Genomic DNA, 22148 nt, shown 5'->3' on the forward strand with positions numbered 1-22148 from the left:
CGCTTCTCGGGCGAGAGCGTGCGCCAATGGCGCAGCGCTTCCTGCAGGATGGTGAAGGTGCCGACGATGTTGGTCTGAATGAATTCGCCGGGGCCGTCGATCGAGCGGTCGACATGGCTCTCGGCGGCGAGGTTCATCACAGCGTCCGGTTGGTATTTTTCGAACAGGCGGCGCAGCCCGGCGCCATCGCAAATGCATTGCTTCTCGAAGGCGTAGTTCAGGTTCTCTTTCGCTGCCGGCAGCGAGTCGAGATTGGCGGCATAGGTGAGCTTGTCGATGTTGACCACGCGGGCGTGACTGTCTCGCAGAAGATGACGCACCACGGCTGAACCAATGAAGCCGGCGCCGCCGGTGACAAAAATAGTCGAGCCCTTAAAGCGCATGATCTATCGCCTCCATGCAGTGGAATCAGCCCTGATACGAGCGGGCAACGGACTTCAGATACTCGCCGTAGCTGCTTTTCGCGGTCTTCTCGGCGACCTTCTCGAACGCTTGAAGCGAGATATAGCCCTGGCGCAGCGCGATCTCTTCGGGGCAGGCGATGCGCAAACCCTGGCGTTGCTCAAGGATCTGGACGAAATGGCTCGCCTCGACTAGGGAGGAATGCGTGCCGGTATCGAGCCAGGCAAAGCCGCGGCCGAGCACCTCGACATAGAGATCACCGCGCTCGAGATAGGCGTTATTGACGTCGGTGATCTCGATCTCGCCGCGGGCCGACGGCTTGATCCGAGCCGCGATCTCGACGACGTCGTTGTCATAAAAGTATAGCCCAGTGACGGCTACGTTCGACTTTGGCTGTTTCGGCTTCTCTTCGATCGAGAGCGCGAGGCCGGTGTGATCGAGTTCGACGACCCCATATTGCTCGGGCGAATTGACGACATAGCCGAACACGGTCGCGCCCTGGTTGCGCGACGAAGCGGCAGACAGCATCTCCGGCAATCCGTGCCCGTAGAAAATGTTATCGCCTAACACAAGCGCGACCGAGTCCGAGCCTATGAAGTCGCGGCCTACGATGAATGCGTCCGCAAGCCCACGGGGCGCCTCCTGCGTGGCATAGGCGAAGCGCAAGCCGATCTCGCCGCCGTCACCGAGCAGCCGCTGAAACAGCGGCTTGTCTTGCGGCGTCGAAATGATCAAAATGTCCCGAATTCCGCCTAGCATCAGCGTCGACAGCGGATAATAGATCATCGGCTTGTCGAAGACCGGCAGAAGCTGCTTTGATACGACCGTCGTCACGGGGTAAAGGCGCGAGCCCGTCCCGCCGGCGAGGATAATGCCCTTCATAGCCCCTCACGTTTTGCTATCACAAAACATAACATATAATGTGAAGTGCACAAGGTTGTTATCAATGCAGTGATAGCATCGTGAGCCAGCAATTTCGAAGTGTTGTAAAATGAATGTCATCCAGACCGAGCTTCCCGAAGTCCTCATCATCGAACCCAAGCTGTTCGGCGATCAGCGCGGCTTTTTCGTCGAAACTTATCAGTCCTTCCGGTACGCCGAGCACGGGATCGCGCGGCCTTTCGTGCAGGACAACATGTCACGCTCGAGCTTTGGCGTGCTGCGCGGGCTGCATCTGCAGAATCCGGTTACGCAGGGCAAACTAGTCACCGCGCTACGCGGCAAGGTGCTGGATGTCGCCGTCGACGTGCGGGTCGGCAGCCCGAATTTTGGACGCCATGTTGCCGTCGAATTGAGCGAAGAGAACAGGCGACAGCTCTGGGTCCCCCGTGGCTTCGCGCACGGCTTTGTCGTTCTCTCCGAAACCGCCGACTTTTTCTACAAATGCGACGATCTTTACAGTCCCAAGGATGAGGTCTCGATCCGCTGGGACGATCCTGCGATCGGCATCAACTGGGGCGTCGAAAAGCCGTCTTTGTCGGCCAAGGACGCCGTGGCACCGCTGTTAGCCGACGTGGAAAACCTTCCAGTCTATGGGCAAATCTGATGCGGATATTGTTGACGGGCACCAATGGCCAGGTGGGCGGCGCATTGCTGCCGCTGCTGGCGAAGCATGGCACGACCATCGCGCCGCCCCGCGCGGAGTTTGACCTATCTAAGCCTGAGACGCTCGCTGAGAGGCTCGACAGTTTCCGACCAGATCTCATCATCAACCCTGCCGCCTATACCGCGGTGGATCGCGCCGAAGACGAACGCGAACTCGCCTTCCTCGTCAACGCCAAGGCGCCGGAGATGATCGCGAAATGGGCGGCACAGCATCGCGTGCCGCTGGTGCATTTCTCCACCGACTATGTCTTCGACGGCTCTGGTGACAAGCCGTGGCGCGAGGACAGTCCCACGAACCCGCTCTCAGTCTATGGCGCCAGCAAGCTGGCCGGCGACGCGGCGATCCAGTCGGCCGGCGGGCCGCATCTGATCGCGCGCACGTCCTGGGTCTATGCCGCCCGGGGAGCCAACTTCCTGCGCACGATCGCGCGGCTGGCCGGCGAGCGCAAAGAGCTGCGCATCGTCGCCGACCAGATCGGCGCCCCGACGTCGGCGAGCGCGATTGCCGACGCGATCGCCGGCATCGTGCTGCCAAACCTCTCGGACTTGAACGGGCTGCTTGTGCGCAACAGTGGTGTGGTTAACCTTGTCTGCACCGGCGAGACCAGTTGGCATGGCTTCGCGAGCGCCATCGTCGCCGGCCTGAAGTCGCGCGGTGTGGAGCTCGCCGTGGAGACCATCGTTCCGATCGCGACCGCCGATTTCCCGACCAAGGCCAAGCGGCCCGGTAACTCTCGGCTCGATTTGTCGCGGCTGAAAAATCGGTTTGGAGTGACCACGCCGGCTTGGCAGGATGCCTTGACAGCGGAGCTCGAGGAGTTCGCGGTCAAGCTACAAGCACCGGCGAGCCGCTGACGACTGATTTACCCTCGCCGGCGGAGGGCCTTCTGTGCGAAGGCCGATCGGCTCCAGTGCAGTTCGGTCGACTTGTAGCGGACCGGGCAGTGGATTCCGACCGAGTGCTGCAGCTCTCCGAGGTTCATCACCTGCGTTCTTCTGAGTAGGCCGACCGGCCGCTGCGCCGCCCACTCTTGAGCAAACGCACGAGTCAACAGTCCGGGACCGGTCGATAGCCAGATGAGGTCGCGATCACCGCGGCGTATAGCCGCCGCAGCAAGCTCCAGCGCCCGAGCCAGCACCGGATGCTCCGGCGTTGCCGCGATGAAGTTGTTGCCGATGGAACCGTAATTTTCCTGATGAACAACCAGCGTCGCATCGGGCCGAATGAAGCTGTCGACCGGCATCAGGCAACGATCGTCCGCGTCGGCATAGATTCCGCCACGAGCAACCAGGAATGCCAGACGGAAGATGTCCGCCTTTTGTGCAGGGAATGGCGCGCGGAAATAGGCGTCCACGATCTCGCGTCCGTAATGTTCGTTCAGGAACGCAACCGCCTTCTGGTCGTCAAAACATGTCCACTGATACGTCGGATGAAGCTCTTGCCATGACTTCATTAGGTCGCGGACATCCTCCGGGGGCGTAACATCCCAGAACTGCGCGATCGTACATGGGATGGTACGTTTCAGGGAGCTTTGGACAGTTGCTTCCTGCTGAAACTGGCCGGTCTGGCGCAGCGCGATCGCGGCGATGATCGCTGCGGGCGTATAGTCCGGGTGTTGCCTGATCAATTCCCTCAACGGTTCGAATTGCGAATCGGGCGGACGAAGGCGGATGCGACGCAGCGTCGCCAGAGCCTCACTATCGAGCAGAAATTCATCGAGCAGCTGGCCGACATGGTTCTGCGATGGGCTGAGCGACTGCCCGCGCAGCAACAATGACGATTGGCTGACTTGGATGAAGGCGCCGAGCGCGGCACGGGCGACATCGACGTCGAGATTCATGAGGGCGGCGCGGGCGAGCTCGAAGTGCGACCAGGCATCTCCGGAATTCAAACGGATCGACTGCTGGTAAAGCGAAATCGCCTCTTCGTAGCGGAACTGCGCCTCGGCAAGCTGTCCGCCGAGCAGGGCCACGCGGGCCTCAGCGACGGTGCCCGATGCCGGCGCCTGTTGCAGGAGACGCGCGGCAGCGTCGTACTGGCCGGTCATCGTTGCAATCTGCACTTTGTGGGACCACAACCAGAAATTCGGCCGCGGTGCTTCGGCGAGCGCGTCATCGAGCACTTCCTGGGCCCTCGTCCAGTCGCGCATATGCCTGAGAAACTCAACCTCGACGCCCGCAATTTCAGGGTGAGGACCAAGGCACTCGCGCGCCGCCGTCACGACCTGGAACGCCCGATCGCGCTCGCCAAGCTCAAAGCAGACGCGCGCTTCCCCCAGCCGAGCCCAGACGCTTGTCGGATGCGACTTACCAGCCCGCCGATATAGCGCAAGCGCCGTATCGGCATCGTCACTCTGCAAGGCGATGTCGGCCAGAGCAAGCAGCGCCTCGAGGTGATCGACTTCGATATCCAATGCCTTTTCCAGCCATTGCCTGGCGACATCCGGGCGGCCAAGGGCACGCTCTTCGGCGGCAGCTTCGACCATCGCCTGCGCACTGTTTGGGTCAAGCCTCAGCAACTCCGAAAAGGCGGCAAGAGCCTCAGATCGGCGTTCCTGGCGACGCAGCAGTTGCCCGCGCTGCAGCAATGCCCGCGCATCGGCCCGACTGACGGCGAGGACTTTATCGAGCAGCATTTCGGCGTCTTCAAACCGCCCGACATCGCGAAGCTCGATCGCGATGTCGGTCAGGCGAGATATATTCGTCGGATCCGCCTTCGAAGCTCGGCGGAAAAACGCCAAAGCCTGCTCGCGATCGCCCTGACGCCGACGGATATTGCCCAGCGCGGCGAGACCCTCGGCATGCTCGGGTTGTCTGGAGATGAGTTCTAGCAAAAGTTCGGCGGCTTCTTCGAGGCGGTATCCAGCCTCCAAAAGGTGCGCCAGCGCGATACGCGCACCGTGATTGCCAGGCTCCCGCAGAAGAGCTTGACGCAAAGCTTCTTCCGCCTCGCCGGCGCGCCCAAGGCGGCGGAGGGCATAGCTCAGACCGACCAACGCGGCCGCGTTGCCTGGTGATCGATCGAGCGCGCCGCGAAACCGCTGCTCGGCCTCGGCTGGTCGACCAAGACGGAGCAGAGTATGTCCCGCTTCGATCAAGCCGTTTGGGTGGGAGGGATCATCGCGGGCGGCTTCGTCGAACGCGTCCAGTGCCTGCTCGACCTTGCCGGAAGCGCGCATGGCATAACCGAGGCCAAGATGAGCTTCGCGGCTTCGGGGCCACTCGCGCAGAACCTCTCTGAATTCGTCGATGGCATCGCCGAAGCGTTTCAAGTTCTGAAGGCAGTGACAAACCTCGAGGCGAATATGGAAGGCCTTTGGGCTGACTTCCTTCGCGCGAGCAAACAGCACGAGCGCATTTTCATGGCCGCCGCGCTGCCGTTCGACGAGACCGAGCGCGTGCAAAGCTCCGACATTGGTTGGTTCGATCTCAAGAATTTTCTCGAAGCAGACCTGGGCAGCTTCAAGAGAATTTGCCTTGCGATGCGTCCACCCGAGAGCATTCAGCGCGCTGATATTGAGAGGCGCCTCCTGCAGAACCTTTTCAAGGACGTCCCGCGCCTCGTCGATGAGGTCGGTTTCACGAAGAAGATGCCCAAGCTCGATTCTGAACCCGAGATTGGCGGAATCGAGTTCCGCAAGCTTTCGGAAAGTGTCGAGTGCTTCGACTGCCGCGCCAGTTTGCCGCAACAAACGCGCAAGCGTCAACAGATGGGCAGTGTTATTGGGGTCTTGCGCGACTATATCACGCAGCGCGGTGACGGCCTCCTCGTTGCGGTCGAGATCGCGCAGCATGTGTGCAACTTCAATATGTGGTCTGATGTCTCTCGGATTGGCGCGGGCTGCAGCCTGGAATGCTGCGAGCGCATCCTCGTTCCTGCCCAAGGATTTCAGTGCATAGCCTAGTCCTTCGTTGGCACCGGCATGGCCAGGCTCAAGTTGCAGGACTCGCTGGAACGATTGTGCGGCACCTTCGAACTCCCGCAGATGTCGCAGGGTATGACCGAGGCCGATCAAGGCCGGCTTGTTATCTGGATCCAGCGCGAGCGAGCGCTCGAACATGGAGCGTGCCTGAGGGATCTGTGCCAGATGCAGGTGATCATAGCCGCTTTCAACGGTTGCAATGACGTTGGAAGGGTCGCTCTCCGTCGCCCTGAGGAATGCGGCGAGTGAAGCTGTGCGATCGCCCGTCGCTCGAATTCGCCGGCCTTGCTCGATAAGCATTTTTGCCGGCTGTCCGTCATTCATGCTGGGTGTGACTCCAGCGTTTGAATTGGACAGATCGAGCGCATCAGCCAAGCGAAACGGTCTTCAAGATCGAACATGACAGAAAAGCGACAGATAATCAGCTAAACGACGGGTGCATGCCTACGATCGGGCGGCTAAAACAACAACGACCGTTTGTTAAAAGCAGCTCAAAAAGACGGCTTAATCGTGGAGGGCGACGCAATTCATTATCCGCTGGCGTAGATGAACCGACATCGGTTGCGCGGGCTATTGCTGCAGTCGTCGTCCCGCAAAGAGGAATTGTCAACGGCCGGATTTATCGCGGCAAGATTGTCACGAAACGTCCAAGAGCCATTGCGCAAGTTGTCCCAACGCGTGAGACGAACCAGCGGGGGAGGGTAAGCTTGATCGTTTCGCCGTGAGCGCCTCTCGGGGCGTTTGGCCGTACGTGCTCTTAAAGGCCCGATTGAATGCGGGAATGCTACGAAATCCGTAGCGGTAGGCGATCGGGGCTATCCGTCTGTTGCCGAGTCCCCCAGCCGTGATCTCCTGTTGAACGCGGGCGAGGCGGCGTGCGCGGATGTAGGATGCAACACCACCAGTTGGTTCAAAGAGACGATATAAAGAGGCTCGGGATAGGCCGAACGTCTTGACCAGACTGTCGGCGCTCAGGTCCTTCGCGGCAAGATGATTCTCAATGTAGCGACTGATGATGACAAAGCTGTCGAGAGGCAGCGAATCCGAAGGCTCAACGGCTGAATTGCGTCTCGCCTCCAAGGTCAGTATCTGTACCGCCAGCAACGCAATGCCCGACGCGATTTCATCCATCTCCGCGGCAGTGACAAGGTGGACCTGTGCAAGCATGGCCTGCAAGGCTGCGGAGACCACGGAGGCGCCCGGGGCGGCTGCCTTGGCCAGCGTGCCATGTCTGGCGGTCAGATCCGCGAACTTCGCCGGCAGGCTCGCTCGTGGTATCCAGAGCGTCAGGTCAGCACTGGGACCGTTATCGGTGCCGCGGATGAGCCGAACCGGCGCCTGAAGGTCCAACAAAAGCAAATCCCCGGCGCGGGCAGTCACCGTGCCTCCATGATGATGCATTTCAACAAAGCCGCCCATCACGACTTGGAGGGCGAAGTGATCGACTGCGCGGCCTGAGACCGCCGTTGCCCCCCGGACCAGCTCGGCATGCGCGCAGCTAGTCTGGCTAAGCACAAAGATTCGACCGGCCCAAATCTCTTGCGATCCTCCGGGGCCAAGGAGGGGGACTTTACTACTTACATAAATGGGATGGTAGGTGGCGAGCCATGTCTGCGCTTCTTCCTGATCACCGGCTGGCTTCCACCGGTACGATCTAATCATCATTCCCAATTATCTTTCAAAGCTAATATTATCAGGGATGATCGATAAGCGAATTTGCAGATTATCGCAATATTTTGCCGAACCGTCTCAGCGGCCCCTTTCCGGATTGCGCAAAGGTTATCGGAACGCTAACGTGTTTTTATAATGTTAACTTATCCATAACATTCAGAGTGAGGGGTTCGATGGCGACTAGCGAGACGTTTCACTACGCCTATGCATTGGCCTACGGCGGTAAGGCGAGCTACCGAATTGACGATGCCAATCCGAAGACCGATTTTGTGGATTACGTGGCAGGCGGCGTGAAGGTCAAAGATCCGAACGGCGGTGAGATCTTTGCCGGCGACAAGATCAAGGTCGCGAAGATTGGCGCTGATTTGGGTGATCTTGAGACGGGAAAATACACTTTCGTTGGCGCAGCGACCGTTCAGGATCACGGCAACACGATCAGCGGGATTATCATCCTGGACGGCGATGGACGTTCGTTTTTTTTGACCGACACCCAGTATTCGGGCAAGCTGAACGGGCATAACGGTGATGTGACCATTACCAGCGGCAGTACGACCATCTGTTTCATGGCCGGTACTCTGATTGGCACGCCGGCTGGCGAAGTACCTGTCGAGACTTTGACGCGCGGTGACCAGGTCTTAACTCAGGATGGTGGAGTGGCGACAGTCGACTGGCTCGGTATTCAGACGGTTTCGACGAGGTTCGCCGACAAGATGCGCGTTCTGCCGATCCGCATCAAGGCCGGCGCACTGGCTGAGGGCGTGCCCTCCCGGGATCTCCTGATTTCGCCGGACCATGCGGTCCTCGTCGATGGTGCTCTGATTCAGGCGAGCGCGCTAGTCAACGGCACGTCCATCGTCCGAGAGCACAATGTACCGACGACCTTCGCCTATTATCATGTGGAGGTCGAGGATCACTCGTTGATTTTCGCCGAGAGCACGCCGGCCGAGACGTTCGTCGACAACATCGAGCGGTTGCATTTCGACAATTGGGCCGAGCACGAAGCCCTTTATCCAAACGGTAAATCGGTCAGAGAGTTGCCATACCCGCGCGCGAAGTCGCAGCGTCAGGTGCCTGTTCGGACGCGCATTATGCTTGCCGCCCGGGTGCAAGCGATCGGCGCCAGCCAAACTGCCGTCGAGGTGGCGTAGGATTTGTTGAAGCCTCAACGTTGATCGAGACAAGACGGCCGCCGTCCGACCCCCGTCCGTGCAAAGGGCAATATCCTTTCGCCGACGTCGTCGGGGCGGCGATTAGAGCGTGATCCGGAAAAGTGGAGACCGGTTTTCCGAAAAAAGATCACGCTCAAACAAAGAGCTAGAGCGGGAGGTTGATTCGAAGAAAAGTCATCACGCTCTAGGCGAGCTGATGCTGTGGCCAGCGATGCCGCTAAAATCCTGGCGGTATGTCGCGTGCAGGAGGAAGATTGTTGAACCTGGGGTCGCGCGGTCCCGGGGGCCAAGCCAGGCCGCTATAGGGGATTCCATCGCGTGAGAGCTGCGGATTGTAGGTCGGGTCGTCATTGAGCAACTCGCCCCAGCGCGCGCGAAGCAGACTGAGCTCACGCTCGAACCGGTCTCGGCGATCCGCCCGATCGTCCTTGCCTCGGCTGGCGGATTCGGCGTGGACCAGCTTCGCGTGCGGCGTGAAGACAATGCGCTTTCCGGTTTGGCGCAGGCGGAGACAATAGTCGACATCGTTAAATGCGACTGCGAAGCGAGCTTCGTCCATTCCGCCGACGGCAAGATAGTCGTTTCGTCGGGTCACGAGGCAGGCCGCGGTTAGCGCACTGCATTCGTGCGCGACGAGTAGCTGATCAACAAAACCGGGATCATCGCCAAATCTATCGGTGTATGCGTGGGTCGCCGCGAAGTTCATTCCCAAGACGACGCCGCCATGCTGCACAACGCCGCCGGGCCAGGTTAAGAGCGCGCCGACGGCACCGACGTTCGGTTCGGCCAGCCGCGTCAGCATCTCCTCAAACCAGTCGTCCGAGCTTGCCTCGATATCGTTGTTGAGCAGACATAAGACGTCACTGTCGAGCATCGTGGCGGCCTGATTGTTGAGCCGTGCGAAGTTGAACGGCCCCTCAATCCGCAAAGTCCGGATGCCGCGTCGGCGCAGATCTGCGAAATAGTCGATCGTCTCCGGGTCGGCGCTATCATTATCGACGACGAGGATATCGGCACGGCAGCGCTCGACCGCCGGCGCAATGCTGTCAAGGCAGGTGCGCAACAACGAGAGGCGGTCGCGGGTCGGGATGATCACGGTCGCCCGCTCGTGCGCGATCGGCCGTTTGATTCGGACCGCGGGGAAGAGATTGCCTTGCTGCTGGCTCACCTCCGCCCCGATGCCGCGCGCGTGCAGATGCATGTGGCTCGCGGCGGAAAGCCGAGAGGCGGCATTCACCCGATTGAATTTCGGTAGCGTCGCCAAGGCTCCCGGCAAGTGCAGGATGTTCGCCTGTCGTGGATCGGTATGGTCGAGCAGGCAGTTGAAAAGTCGATAGAGATTGTCGGGACGAGCCTCAAGCCCGGCAAGCAGCGCTTCTCGTCGGACCGCGAACAGGTGCGCACAATACCCTTGCTCGAGCATCCTCTCGTAGTCGAACGCCGGAAACGCAAGCGGCCACAGGCGGCCATCGCCGGCGAGGAAGTCAAGATCGCCGTACGCGGCCGTAGCATCCGGATAGGCGTCGAATGCGGCTGCGATGCGAGCCAGCGCGTTCGGTTCGAGCGACATGCCCGCCATGGTGACGACGACGTGTTGCGCATCAGATGCGGCGTCTTCGAGAAACTCCAGGAGGGCGTCACTGTCGATGCAAAGCGGCTGACCGTCGATCACGCCTGCAGTCCAGTTTTCGTGGCTCTGCGTTTCCAGGGTGGAGAGCGTTTGCTGAGTTCCGTCGGTGCCGGCGATGACGACAGCCAGTTGAAGCCGGCTCGTCTGCGGTTCTGGCAACGGGAAGCGATCGCGCCAATTCGCATAGTCGGCGAGGGGAAGCGAGGCCGGAATGAGCTGATCGTATAATTTGCCGCGGAGGCGCTCGGCGCCGTGCCCTCCGATCGCGTCAATCATTCTGGCAAGGCCATCGGGAAACGCGACAAAGACTGCCGTTGCCGGGACCTGCTCGCCGTCCTCTTTGCGCAATCCAATCCTATGGACACGTCCGTCGGCGAAGCGCTGCGGGACATGGAAATCGAAAGCGCGGGCGTTGCGGGATCCTTGCCCGTTGGCATTGTCGCCGATGTGCGTCCAGGCCGTCGCGCGGACCTGTGCGACAGTTTCTCCATCGACGATCGCTTCAAGCGTGGCGGCGATTTCGCTGTCGATCCAGCCTTCGAAATGCAAACCACCGAGCCAGCGCAATTCGCTGGTCGGTCGAAGATCGACAAGTGCGCTGTCATTCTCCAGGTCGATAGGATGGCCGACGGGGGTTCCGAGATTGGCGAGGCGTGCCTCAAGGACGCTCGCGGCTTGGAGCAGATTCGGTTCGAGCGTCACCGCAAATCCGTAAGCGCCGTCTAGTCCTTGCTCAAAGAGCTCCATGACGAGGGAATCGGCGTAGGTCGTTCTCAGGACCAGACCATCGAGCAGGATATCGACGGTGAAGCGGCGCTCGGGGGCCTCGGGATCGAACACGAAGCCCGACACAGTACTGTCGTGAGCGAGCGCGAGCCGGCTGATCAGTTTCGGTTTGGCCGCCGGTGCGGTGTGGATGACGCGCGCGATGCTCATGAGTGTTCGACCCAATCGACTACCGCATCGACAAGTCCTGCCTCGTCTACATTGGCAGGAAGGGCAAGGTCGCCTTTGCGCGGGCTGGGCGATCCGCCCGACCAGTCGCGATATGCGACAGGTCTTAAAGCTTGCTTTGCAGTCTCAATCAGAGGATGGCCGAATATTGGTTCTTCGAAATCGGTGAGCAGCCAGCCCGGATCGTGCGGTGCCAGAATATCGCCAAGCTCGCCGGCTGCAACCGCGCCGGTTATGAAGACATTTGGGTACGACATCAGGCGATCGTCGTCATACGTCGTGCCAGCGATAACGATCGATCGGGATGGTTTCCGCCGATGCAGGCAATCTGCCAGGCTCCGCATGATGCGCAAGGATACGGGCGAGGGCGCAGAGGGAACGATGACAAGCGATTTTCGCGAGCCGGAAAACGGCGGCAGGTCGAGCGAGGGAGTTGGCCAATCCTGGAGGACAATGTTGCGTTTGGGCCACCGAGCCTGGGCAAAAGCCTTGGCCGCTTTGCTGGGAACGAGGAGGGGCGTCCCGCCGGGAAGCGCGACGGCCGCTTCGCCAAGGTTTCCTCTCACCAGCCAGAAATTGAGCGGAAGGTTGAGTGCCCGCATCAGATCGATCAGTTCCGGCAACGGATTCGGCTCGACGATGTCGACGCGTTTTGCATGCAGCCGTCTAAGGAGTTCGGCGGCGTCGGCGATGTCCGTTTCCGTGCCGAGCCTCAAATGAATCGATTGCGGGCTCGTGCCGTCCGCGGCCTTGAGATGGAAGACATCGCGCTCTCGCAAGAGCAGAACCACGCGCTCGCCATGCTGGCAGAGGTGGCGCGCTCGCTCCTCGGCTATGGCTGCGCAGAAGCGTTGATTGCCAACGATCAGCACGGACGGTTCTGACGACCAGGGCAGTGCGCCCTCGAGTGCAGCGCGCGCTGGTCGCAGCGGATCGGCGCTCTCAAACGCGCGGCATTCGTTCCGATGGTTTGGGAATCGCTGGTCCAGAACGCCCAGGTTGCGAAGCACCAGGCTTCGCTTCTCGTGCTGGAAGGATTTAGAGCCGTGATGCCCGACATAGACCGACGGCGCGCAAACATTGCGAAAGCCCTTGGCGCGCGCGCGAAGGCAGAGATCGACATCTTCGAGATAGCCGCGCTCAAACGTTTCCGACAGCCCGCCCACGGCATCGAGACAGGCGCGCGTGATATAGAGACAAAACCCGATGCCGCTTGGGACGTCGATTGCATCGCCGGCGCCGAAAATGCCCGCGATACGATCGATCTCGAGTATTTGCTCATAGCTCGGCATCGGATTGACGTCATTCGGCATCGGGAACGAAAAGATATCGCCATTATTGGAAAGCGGCGTGACCGTCCCGATATTCGGTGCCGAACGCGCCACCGTCGCCAATCGATCAACAAAGCCGGGTGCTACGACGGTATCGGAGTTCAGCAACACGACGTCGCCCGTCGGCGCCTCCTCCAGCGCACGATTGATCGCTCCGACGAAGCCAAGGTTTACCGCGTTCACAACGAGGTCGATCGTGTTGGCCGCAGCAAGCTCTTGGAGATAGCGTCGCAACTCCACCTCGGGGCTGGCATCATCGACGGCTAGAATGCGGAACGGCTCTTTTCTTGACGCGCGCGAAGCTCTTGCCTTAACGAGGCTTTCAAAGCAGTCGATCGTTGCTTGGACGTCCCGATAGACAGGAACGATGACGGTGGGGGCGGAGGTGCGAGGCCTTGGCGGAGCGGAGGGACGCGCGTGTGCTCGGACCCGCGCCTGCGGAGACTGGTTGGGGGCGAGCCGCCGGATCTGGAAGATCTCGCCGTCGAATTTCAATGTCAGCGTCTGAGGGGTCCTGGAAGGTGGCCGCCTAACGAGAAAGGCGGTCGCCTGAACGTCCCTGCTGGCCAAGGGATGAAATGAATTGGGCTCGAGAAGGCTCGTTAACGTGCCGTCTTCGGTCGCAAGGCTCGCTTCGATCGTGGCCGCCTTGGTCCAGGCGATCCAACCTGTCACATGATTGTCAAACACCGAACAGGCGGCCCAATGCCGATTCCCGGCACGCCGAAGCTCAGCGATGGCAGCTCGCAGGATCGCCGGATTGCCGTCACGGCTTATCAGACTGGCAGCCGCGACCCGCCGCCGATCGTCAGTGGCCCAGGCAAGCATTCGACGGTTGGCGCCGACGTCGGAAGGATCGACAAGAAGCGCTTCGGTGAGGTCGGCGAGCGCCGCTTCGCCGCGTCCAAGCTTCCAGTTCGCCTCCGCGCGGAGAATGAAGCAATGGGCGGCCGGCGGCGGTTCAATACGGCAGCGTCGATCCGCATATTTGAATGCTGCGATAAAGTCCTGAGCGGTTAGCGCCTGCGCCGCCAGGCGCTCGAGCGCGATATGTGAGCGAGGTCCGACGAGCGCTGGGGCGCCAATGATGGTGCCGAGAACCATTTAACCGTGCCCTGACCGATTGCGGTCGCTTGCCGGCGCTCCGAAGTCTGAGTGTCCGGATCGCTTCAGGTAACCGGACTCTCTTGGCGCGGCCGGCTGCGGAACACACGGACCCGCCCCGAACCGGCAGGCTTTCGCGGCTTCACAGGCGCCGCGACCTGTTCCGCGGCTGCAATCCGTTCGATGCCAATGCGAATGCCAACCAGAGGTTCGCGATTGGTCGGACCTGACAGCACCACGCGTTTGCCGACTGCGCGCAAGGTCGGTGCGTTCAAGAACCCTGCCTCCGCGACGAACTCCAATTCGTCGGTGCCGCTCATTTCCAGGACCACGCCCGTAATGGGCAGGGCCCGCCCGCGTGTACCGGCGTAGGCGCCGAGCGGGACCATTCTGCCGCTCCCGGCCTGACCGTTGGCGAACTGAACCGCATAGCGGATATCAAGACCGACCGGCTTCTCCGGCCATTCCAGGGCCACGCCTTCCACGCGGGACGGTGCCGTTGGACCTGCAATCCATGCGTTGGGTCCGACAGTGACGTCGCCGCGACCCGCCACATGGCCAAGCACCTTCAGGCCTTCCGTCGTGGCATTGGCATGCAAGCCCAGGCTTTCGCTTTGCGCCGTGACGACGCGGGCTCGGCCGGATTGGATCGGTTCGATGCGAACCACGGCGGCTTGCGATCCTCCAAGTCGCATGGGCTGGACTTGGACCTGCAAAGTGCCGGGCGTGTTGACTCGGACAACCAAGCCGGAATTCGGCTCCCAAAGGGTTGGCTCGGTCGCATCGGGATGCAGGATGATCTCCATCCGCCTTTCGTGGCCTAGCGCCGGTGCGACCGTAACATGAGGTGGAGAGAGGGAGTCTTCCGCACTCCTGTAATTCACGAAGAACAGTCCGCGGTCGAGGTTCACCACTTTTTGCTGCTCAGCGTCGCTCATCAACACCCCCGAACAAATCGTAACAATTGTAATCTACTTCGGTTAGCGAGCATATCATATGTCGTCGCCCAAAAGTTAGACATGTTTGATATCGCGAGCTCAACAAACTTCGGGCAAATGGCTAAGCAGGCCATGCAACCACAGATCGCAATTCGTGTCTTTTCGCGTTTCAATCGTGGGTGTTGCAGCCGAACGTGCTCCGGCGCGCCGAAACGCAGCGGAGAGAGCCATCCAAGACGCTTGAGGCGAGAATGATGTGACTGCCAACTCGACTTTGCCGAAGCGCGAAGCTGGTTATCCACAGCAAGACACCTGCTCCGTCAGCAACGGCAAGTCAAGGAAGTGCCCTCAAGCGTGAGGACGAGCGCCAATGAGTGGATACTGATGACGAGAGAGAGCGACGGATATACTCAGTCTCTGCACTCAATAATGCCACCATCCGCCGGAGCCTGTCGTTTTCATCTCTCAGCAGTGCGATGGAGTCGGCCATGTTCTCAGCGCTGCTCAGATCGAGATGCTGGATTTGCGGTTGGCAGTCGGAAGGAGGTCGTTTGAATTTCATAGCGTTGCCCACACGCTTGCCCTTGCATTCCTGAGACTACACTGAGTTTCAACATTTGGATGCCCAAAGCAAAACCAAAAGTTGCATGGAGTTGCGACTAATCGACGAATTTTGGGGCAGGAAGATGTCAGATCGAACGAAAGCTTCTTGCTGATGCAGAATTGCAGCATTCTAATCATAGGGAACTTTGTCATTACATAGTGCGAATGCCGAACTATCGTTCGGCGATTAGCGATTGATGCCTTCGCTACAGAAAATTCTTGCTATAACCACGACGCGCAAGCTTCAGTTCGTTCTGCATTGATCGTACCGCTTGAAGCAGACAGGCCACAGCATCGTCGATGAAGATTTTATTCGTTCACAATAACTTCCCGGCACAGTACCGCAATCTGGCGGCCGCGTTGGCTAACGAACCCGGCTTCGAGCTCGTTGCTGTCGGTGCATCGAGCGCGCAGCCGATGCCTTCGGTTAAGTTGATTAAATATATGCTCCCCGAAGCAGATGTTTCCGGAACCCATCCTTTCGCAAGGCGATTCGACCTTGAGTGCCGCCGCGCTGAGCAAGTGCTTTACAGTCTTTCGACCTTGGCGGCGTCGGGCTTCGCACCCGACTTGATTCTGGGCCATCCGGGATGGGGAGAGACCCTGCCACTGCGCACGATGTTCCCCAAGGCAAGATTGTTGGTCTATTGCGAGTTCTTTTACGGGGCCGAGGGGCGGGACATCGGATTCGATCCGGAATTTCCGATGTCCGGATTGGATGGCCATATCGGACTGCAGTTGAAGAATGCGACGACATTGCTAGCGCTGGCAGATTGCGACCTTGGAATCTCGCCTACCACTTGGCAGCAATCGACCTTTCCCTCGCATTATCAAAGCAAGATCGAAGTGATTCATGAAGGAATTGATACATCGCGGGTGCGACCGAATCCGCAGACGCGCCTCATGCTGCCGAACGGCCGGGAAGTGGGATCGTCGGACGAAATTGTGACGTTTGTCGTACGCAATCTCGAACCGCTCAGAGGCTATCACGTCTTTATGCGTGCTCTCCCCGAAATCCTCAGGCGGCGACCCAACGCGCAGATCGTCGTCATCGGCAGGGATGGATTGTCGTATGGACTTCCTCCGCCGGCTGGCAAGACCTGGAAGTCGATCTTCCTCGATGAGGTCCGCGATCAGTTGGATCTATCACGTGTTCATTTCATGGGTGGCGTCCCATATCAGACGTTCATTTCCGCGCTCCAGGTATCATCGGCACATGTCTATTTGACTTATCCCTTCGTGCTGTCCTGGTCGGCGCTGGAAGCGATGAGCGCCGGTTGCCTGGTGATTGGGTCTGATACGCCGCCAGTGCGCGAGGTCATCAGTTCCGGCGAGAACGGGCTGCTGGTTCCTTTTTTTGCGGTCGATGAACTTTCCGAGCGCGTGATTGAGGCGTTGCAGGAGCCCGCCAAGTTCTCGTCAATGAGACAGGCCGCCCGCCGCTTCGTTATCGATCACTATGACGCAGAGCAGGTCTGCATACCGCGAATGCGTCGCCTTCTCGATCTGAAGTTGCCATCGATGTCATCGCCACGGAACTTTTGGCCGGGACGCTCGCTGTCAGACCTGCCGCAAGGCACCAAGCGTGCTTCCCGGAAATCGTCCGCCGCGGCGGGATTGGGAATGTAGGCGAAGAGGGCGCCGGCCCTTCGTAGGCCGCGCGGCACGCGGGACTCTATCCAGGACATCTATTTTCCGACGCACCGAAAAATGGCGACGTCGACCGTTATGTGTGCTGGCCATCCGAAACGGTTGATCGCGGTCGCAGGCATGTTGCTACGTTTGGCTGGTCGACGGCACATTTATTTCGAGAAGTTCGTTCTCGCGGTGACACAGGCGTGATGATGTCGGACCCGAACGATCAATCGATCGCGAGCGACTACGAACATCGCCGTATCCGCTGACAACCCAGCGAAGTCAGGCGCGATGAGTGTGACTTCTCTCGGCAACGTGATGGTATGAGATAAATCATATAATTGACGTAGACAACGTCGGTCATATCTCCACGAAAAGCAGAACAATGATGTGGCTGGCATAGGGAGCGCTCGCAGCGTTCGTCACCGATCGTTGCGCAGCGATTGTTTTCGATCGCAACGAGGAGACTCTGAATGCGATCAGCCTGCCCGCAAAATAATCATCGCGGAGATCAAAATTAGTGCTGCACCAGTGACCTGGTGGCACGTGATTTGCGAGCCTCGCGACCAGCATACTGGAGTTGGGTATCGGATATGATCGCAGCACGGATTAGTCTTGGAATGAGTACGGATTGCAGGCGGCCAGCGCTTCTTATTCTTGCTGTCGTGCTGTCAATTTTTACATTCGGGTCCGCCCGCGCTCACGATTCTGGGCACCCCGAGTTGAACCATTGGTATGAGAGCCTGCACAGCGGCAAGGGCCCATGCTGTGACGGCACAGATGCCAAGCGCGTCGATGACGCCGATTGGGAAAGCAAGGATGGTCACTATCGGGTGCGCATCGATGGCGAATGGGTCGACGTTCCCAGGGAAGCTGTCGTAGATGGGCCGAACCTCTCGGGTCGGACCATGGTGTGGCCCTATTATCAAGATGGTCATCCGAAACCGCGATGCTTCATGCCTGGCAGCATGAGTTGATCTAGTCGAGCAGTTCGACCAGCTCGCGCCGACAAGTCCGAACGGGTTTGCGCAGGGCGTGTGATGACCGAGCCTGTCCGACTTATGGATGAGCCCGCGTCGCCGCCGGGCCCGACGTTGACGCTTCCGCAGGCCGAAGCGCCAACTGCGCCGCTGAGGTGAACACGCGTGACCGCATGAGGAGGGTAGCCGTGAGACCGGTAATCCCAGACGCAGCCAGGATCATGGCTACGACCACGAATTGGTAGATGGCGGCATAGACCGGACTCGCGCCGAAGACCATCATGCCGGCCATGACTCCGGGGATCCACACCAAACCGAGAGACTTCAGCATATCGAGTCGAGGCAGAAGGCTCGCATAGACGGCGCTCTGAAGATAAGGCGTAACCGTAACGGCAGGCTCCGCGCCCAGCGAGAGGCCTGCCTCGATCTGTCCGACATGGGCGACGATCTCGGCCCGGAAGCGCTCTGCGGCCTGCGCGCATGCATTCATCGCATTGGCGATGATCATGCTGCCGACAGGGACGAGGATCGCAATGTCGGCCCGAAGACTCCGGGTCGCAAGCATCGCCGCGATCACGGTTCCGGCGCCGGCGGTGATTGCCCAGAAGCACAGCAGCAGCGCGCCTTCCAATCCCTGGAGGCGGCGAGCAGCCGTGAATGCCGCGGCGACCGTCATCATCAACAGGATGAGCGTGCCGATCAGCAAGTTGCCATGCAGCAACACCGCCAGCACCATCCCAACGAGAACCATCTGCACGAGGCCGCGCGCCATCGACACGGCAGCCTCGCGCTCGACGCGGACGGCGTGCCACCGGCAAAGCGCCACTACGGCTGCGCATAGCGCGATGGCGCCGGCGGCCTGGGCAAGGCCCATCAGAACGTCGCTTCCTATGCTGCTCTCCAGCTCAGTCAGCATGCAGCACCTCCCTGGTTGCGCCGATCGCGACAAGTCGGCCTGCTTCCATGATCGTGGTTCTGTCTGCGAGACGGATGGCCTGCTCACGGTTGTGTGTGACGATCACGCAGGCCATTCGCCGTTCTCGGATGATACCGAGAATGAGCTCCTCGACCCCGCGCACGGACGTCTCATCGAGCGCGGAGGTCGGCTCGTCGAGCAGCAGAACCTCAGGAGCATTTGCCAGCGTTCGAGCCAGTGCCACGCGCTGGGCCTCGCCGCCGGAAAGGTTGCCGACGTCACGGTTAGCGAATCCGGATAAGCCGACCCGCTCGAGCAGCGTTGCGATCTGCGTCGGGGCCATGACTTCCCCGCGCTGGCGCGGTCCGAAAGCGATGTTCGCAGCGATTGTGCCGGGAAATAGAAAGGCCGTCTGCATGACCATGCCGACCCGCCGCCGCAACTCTTGCGGCGCAATTGACCGGTAGTCGGTGGACGCCAGCAGAACCGTGCCGGCCGTGGGTTCGTCCAGCCGGTTGAGCAGCCGCAGGAAGGACGACTTCCCGGCTCCGCTCGCGCCGACGACGGCGAGAATCTCACCAGCCGAGACCTGCACACTGACATCATTGACGAGCAGCCGCTGTCCGACGCTCCGCGACAAATGCCTGGTCTCGAGCATCGCGATCCCTGGCTTGGGACGGTTCTCGCCTTGGCCGGGCGCGTGCGCGAACGCTGCCGCCTCGCCGGGATCGTTCGATAAGGCGGAGTTTGTCACAGGGCCTCTTTCGATACAATGCGCTGATCAATCCTGGTACGCTAAACTTGCGATCCCATCAAAATGGTGGCGGCTTCGGCTGCGACGGCTTCGGGCCGAAAGCCCGCGCAGTGTCCCGCTGTGGGCGATCAACCCTGGATAACGCGAGTTGCCGCGCGTACTCGTGGTCGCCGGCCTCCTTGTAGGGAGAACTTGTCAGTGAAGCAAGAAATGCGACCAGATCATCAATCTCTGCCTCCGTCATGGCCAACGGCTGGATGTCTTCGTCGAGCCAGGGATCGGTGAGGCCGTCACCCTTGTTGTAGTGATCGACGACGTCCCACAACGTTTGCATCGATCCGTCGTGGAAGTAAGGTCCCGTCACCAGGATATTGCGCAAGTCAGGTGTCTTGAATGCGGCGATGTCGTTCTGCCGTTTCGTGATCAGAAAACGCCCAAGGACAGACATATCGCTCGCGATCGCGGCGGTGTCGACATCCGGCAGGCGTCCTTGTGCAAGCTCGCGTTCCGCCTGCTGCGCCAGGGGGCCAACGCGGTGCCGGAGGATTCCGATGCCGATGTTATGAAAATCGTTATCGGTGAAAACAGTCACATCGCGTTTATCGTCCGCCAAGGCGTGACAGAGGTTACAGCGGGCTTTGGTATTGAACAATTCCCAGCCGCGTTTGGCAGAGTCACTGATCGCGCCGGCGTCTCCGGTGATGAAGTGGTCGAAGGGAGAATCGAAAGACGCCAATGTCCGTTCATAGGTCGCGATTGCGCGCAGCATATCCTGTTCGTTCACGTCCCGGCCGAAGGCCCGCATGAACTGCACCTGATAGTCCTTATCGCCGGCGATCCGGGATACGGCAGCGGAGATACTGGACGAACCCATCTCGAACGGGTTGGTGACCGGCAGGGCCGCCTGCTGCTCCAGCGTATCGACCCGGCCATCCCAAAACTGTGTCTTGTTATAGAGCGCATTCAGAATCGTTGGCGCATTGCGTTGACCGGCGCGGCCATGGATCCCGATCGATACAGGCCGCCCATCTGTGAAGGCGCGTGCCGGATCATGACATGTGGCGCAGGCGACGGTGCCGTCATCCGACAGCCGCCCGTCGAAGAACAGTTTCTCACCCAACGCAACCGCGTCAGGCGTAAGCGGGCTGGCTGGTGGGATTGCCGATGCCGTCAGCGCCGCGGGAAAGCCGACCTGATTTGACGAGCGGGGCTCCGCCAGCGGCCCCGGTTGGGGCAGTGGGGGCGCCTTGCCTGGCTCCAGCGCCGGCGGTGGTCCGAAGCTGGTATCTTCGCTGACGGTCGAAGCCGCAGTCGCCGACAGAGTAGGCAACAGGAGTAACAAGGCCGCGAATGACGTGGCGCGCATCCGATATGCCTTTGCCGTTGCGCTGAGCAGATATTCCAAAGAAGGTGGATTCAGGACAACTTCGTCCTCGCGAGGAGGCGAGGCACGACCTTGCGGGCGGTCGGCCGTCCCTTCGGCATTCGCAAGGCACCGCTATTGCGGTAAACGTGTGGCGGTGGCCTGTATTTCCGATCCGCACGCAGGTTTGTCCGAACGAACGCGCGGCTGGAAGCGATCGTCCTACTGCTTCAAACGAGTGGACGCGTCCGCGATGCGCCGGGCGCTTGCGTGTAGCGCTGCCTCTTCCTGCTGGCTCATCTGCGGCGTGAGAACGCGCTCGACGCCGGCTGCTCCGATCACCGAGGGCAGGGAGAGGCTGACCCCAAATGCTTTCTGGGGACTCGATACCGGAAGCATAACCTTCTCATCCCGCAGAACCGCCTCGGCGATCCGCGCGGATACGATTCCGATCCCGTACTGGCTGGCACCGATGCCCTCGATGATCGTGATGTTGGCCTGCCGGACATCCCGTTCAATCTGCTCTTTCGTCTCCGCCGGCCGATCGAGAAGTGCTTCGACCGGACTGCCGCCAATTCGCGCGGAGGACCAGAGAAAGGCGCTTGAAGTGCCATGTTCGCCAAGCACCAAGGCATCTACGGCGGTCGGAGCAACGCCGAAGTGACGGGCGAGATGCGTCCGGAAGCGCAGGCTGTCAAGGAACGTCCCGGTGCCAAACACGCGCTCATGCCCGGCAGCAGTGCGGGCGATATCGGTGAGCGGGTCAGGTGGATCGGTCACGACGATGATCACCGCGTCTTGCGCAGCAGCGACGATGGCGGGAACGAGTTCCCGGTAAATCTTGGCATTGGCGGTGAGGAGCTTCAGCCGGCCTTCCTTGTCGCTCCGATCGGTTGCGCCTCCGGCCTTTTCGTTGACGCCGGCAGTGAGGAGAACGACCGAGCAACCGGTCAGATCCGCGATGTCGCCGCTTCGAACGGCGGTCACGTCCCCCATCGCCGCTCCATACGTAATATCCGTGGCGATCCCGACGCTCCTCGCCTGTGTCCTGTTCACGAGGACGACTTCGTCCGCACTGCGCCGAAGACCCAGCGCCATTGCGCAGGCGGCGCCGACCGCGCCAGCCCCGACAATTCCGACTTTTCGCATGCTCTATTGCTCCAGCGCAGG

The 22148-nt window shown here is 60.3% G+C and carries 18 protein-coding genes and 1 pseudogene; 7 read left to right on the plus strand and 12 right to left on the minus strand.

Features of this window, described 5'->3' with window-relative positions:
- The coding region (locus AC5ZG1_RS10960) for a GDP-mannose 4,6-dehydratase (RefSeq protein ID WP_496132854.1) at positions 1-383 on the minus strand (383 nt) is incomplete at its 3' end.
- A gap of 25 nt (positions 384-408) precedes the next feature.
- A complete protein-coding gene (gene rfbA, locus AC5ZG1_RS10965; protein ID WP_496132855.1) occupies positions 409-1284 on the minus strand; it encodes a glucose-1-phosphate thymidylyltransferase RfbA in 876 nt (291 codons plus the stop codon).
- A 109-nt stretch (positions 1285-1393) separates the two neighbouring features.
- On the opposite strand from rfbA, the gene rfbC reads away from it, so the two are divergent.
- Positions 1394-1948: a dTDP-4-dehydrorhamnose 3,5-epimerase gene (gene rfbC, locus AC5ZG1_RS10970; protein ID WP_130223733.1), complete on the plus strand. Its 555-nt coding sequence runs from the start codon at positions 1394-1396 to the stop codon at positions 1946-1948.
- The gene (gene rfbD / locus AC5ZG1_RS10975; protein ID WP_130223735.1) at positions 1948-2862 is read left to right on the plus strand and encodes a dTDP-4-dehydrorhamnose reductase; all 915 of its coding nucleotides are present in this window, start codon (positions 1948-1950) and stop codon (positions 2860-2862) included. The genes rfbC and rfbD overlap by 1 nt, the downstream gene beginning before the upstream one ends.
- An 8-nt stretch (positions 2863-2870) precedes the next feature.
- Here rfbD and AC5ZG1_RS10980 read toward each other — a convergent pair whose 3' ends face one another.
- Complete coding sequence (locus AC5ZG1_RS10980; RefSeq protein WP_496132856.1) at positions 2871-6254, minus strand: tetratricopeptide repeat protein; 3384 nt, start codon at positions 6252-6254, stop codon at positions 2871-2873.
- A 312-nt stretch (positions 6255-6566) separates the two neighbouring features.
- Positions 6567-7595, minus strand: a complete 1029-nt coding sequence (locus AC5ZG1_RS10985) for a helix-turn-helix domain-containing protein (RefSeq protein WP_496132857.1) — start codon at positions 7593-7595, stop codon at positions 6567-6569.
- 179 nt (positions 7596-7774) lie between these two features.
- On the opposite strand from AC5ZG1_RS10985, the gene AC5ZG1_RS10990 reads away from it, so the two are divergent.
- A complete protein-coding gene (locus AC5ZG1_RS10990) occupies positions 7775-8749 on the plus strand; it encodes a Hint domain-containing protein (protein WP_474417433.1) in 975 nt (324 codons plus the stop codon).
- A 238-nt stretch (positions 8750-8987) separates the two neighbouring features.
- On the opposite strand, the gene AC5ZG1_RS10995 is transcribed toward AC5ZG1_RS10990, so the two are convergent.
- A complete protein-coding gene (locus AC5ZG1_RS10995; protein ID WP_496132858.1) occupies positions 8988-11336 on the minus strand; it encodes a glycosyltransferase family 2 protein in 2349 nt (782 codons plus the stop codon).
- Positions 11333-12070 (minus strand): hypothetical protein, encoded by a 738-nt coding sequence (locus AC5ZG1_RS11000; RefSeq protein ID WP_496132992.1) that lies wholly within the window; start codon positions 12068-12070, stop codon positions 11333-11335. Before AC5ZG1_RS11000 ends, AC5ZG1_RS10995 begins: the two co-directional genes overlap by 4 nt.
- Before the next feature lie 39 nt (positions 12071-12109).
- Between AC5ZG1_RS11000 and AC5ZG1_RS11005 the strand changes: the two genes are divergently transcribed.
- Positions 12110-12238 (plus strand): hypothetical protein, encoded by a 129-nt coding sequence (locus AC5ZG1_RS11005; protein WP_496132993.1) that lies wholly within the window; start codon positions 12110-12112, stop codon positions 12236-12238.
- 207 nt (positions 12239-12445) lie between these two features.
- On the opposite strand, the pseudogene AC5ZG1_RS11010 reads toward AC5ZG1_RS11005, so the two are convergent.
- Positions 12446-13375: pseudogene (locus tag AC5ZG1_RS11010) on the minus strand (glycosyltransferase family 2 protein); the annotation flags it as partial.
- A 15-nt stretch (positions 13376-13390) separates the two neighbouring features.
- Between AC5ZG1_RS11010 and AC5ZG1_RS11015 the strand changes: the two are divergent.
- On the plus strand, positions 13391-13705 hold the full coding sequence (locus AC5ZG1_RS11015) for a hypothetical protein (protein WP_474417442.1): 315 nt from the start codon (positions 13391-13393) through the stop codon (positions 13703-13705).
- Between the two features lie 149 nt (positions 13706-13854).
- On the opposite strand, the gene AC5ZG1_RS11020 is transcribed toward AC5ZG1_RS11015, so the two are convergent.
- On the minus strand, positions 13855-14727 hold the full coding sequence (locus tag AC5ZG1_RS11020; RefSeq protein ID WP_208820590.1) for a hypothetical protein: 873 nt from the start codon (positions 14725-14727) through the stop codon (positions 13855-13857).
- 903 nt (positions 14728-15630) lie between these two features.
- Between AC5ZG1_RS11020 and AC5ZG1_RS11025 the strand changes: the two genes are divergently transcribed.
- Positions 15631-16959 carry a glycosyltransferase family 4 protein gene (locus tag AC5ZG1_RS11025; protein WP_496132859.1) on the plus strand — a complete coding sequence of 443 codons (1329 nt, stop codon included), beginning with the start codon at positions 15631-15633 and terminating at the stop codon, positions 16957-16959.
- Between the two features lie 626 nt (positions 16960-17585).
- Entirely contained in the window at positions 17586-17942 is a 357-nt protein-coding gene (locus AC5ZG1_RS11030) for a hypothetical protein (protein ID WP_080663782.1), read from the plus strand.
- 82 nt (positions 17943-18024) lie between these two features.
- Here the strand turns inward: AC5ZG1_RS11030 and AC5ZG1_RS11035 are convergent, their stop codons facing one another.
- The 4 genes from AC5ZG1_RS11035 to AC5ZG1_RS11050 form a co-directional block, all read right to left on the minus strand.
- Positions 18025-18861 (minus strand): ABC transporter permease, encoded by an 837-nt coding sequence (locus tag AC5ZG1_RS11035; RefSeq protein ID WP_496132860.1) that lies wholly within the window; start codon positions 18859-18861, stop codon positions 18025-18027.
- Entirely contained in the window at positions 18851-19615 is a 765-nt protein-coding gene (locus AC5ZG1_RS11040) for an ABC transporter ATP-binding protein (protein ID WP_496132861.1), read from the minus strand. The genes AC5ZG1_RS11035 and AC5ZG1_RS11040 overlap by 11 nt, the downstream gene beginning before the upstream one ends.
- Positions 19616-19673: 58 nt before the next feature.
- A complete protein-coding gene (locus AC5ZG1_RS11045) occupies positions 19674-21020 on the minus strand; it encodes a cytochrome-c peroxidase (RefSeq protein WP_474417429.1) in 1347 nt (448 codons plus the stop codon).
- A gap of 180 nt (positions 21021-21200) precedes the next feature.
- Positions 21201-22127, minus strand: coding sequence for a lactate/malate family dehydrogenase (locus AC5ZG1_RS11050; RefSeq protein WP_496132862.1), 927 nt, complete (start codon positions 22125-22127; stop codon positions 21201-21203).
- Between the last annotated feature and the right edge of the window lie 21 nt (positions 22128-22148).

This window comes from Bradyrhizobium sp. Leo78 (assembly GCF_059512425.1).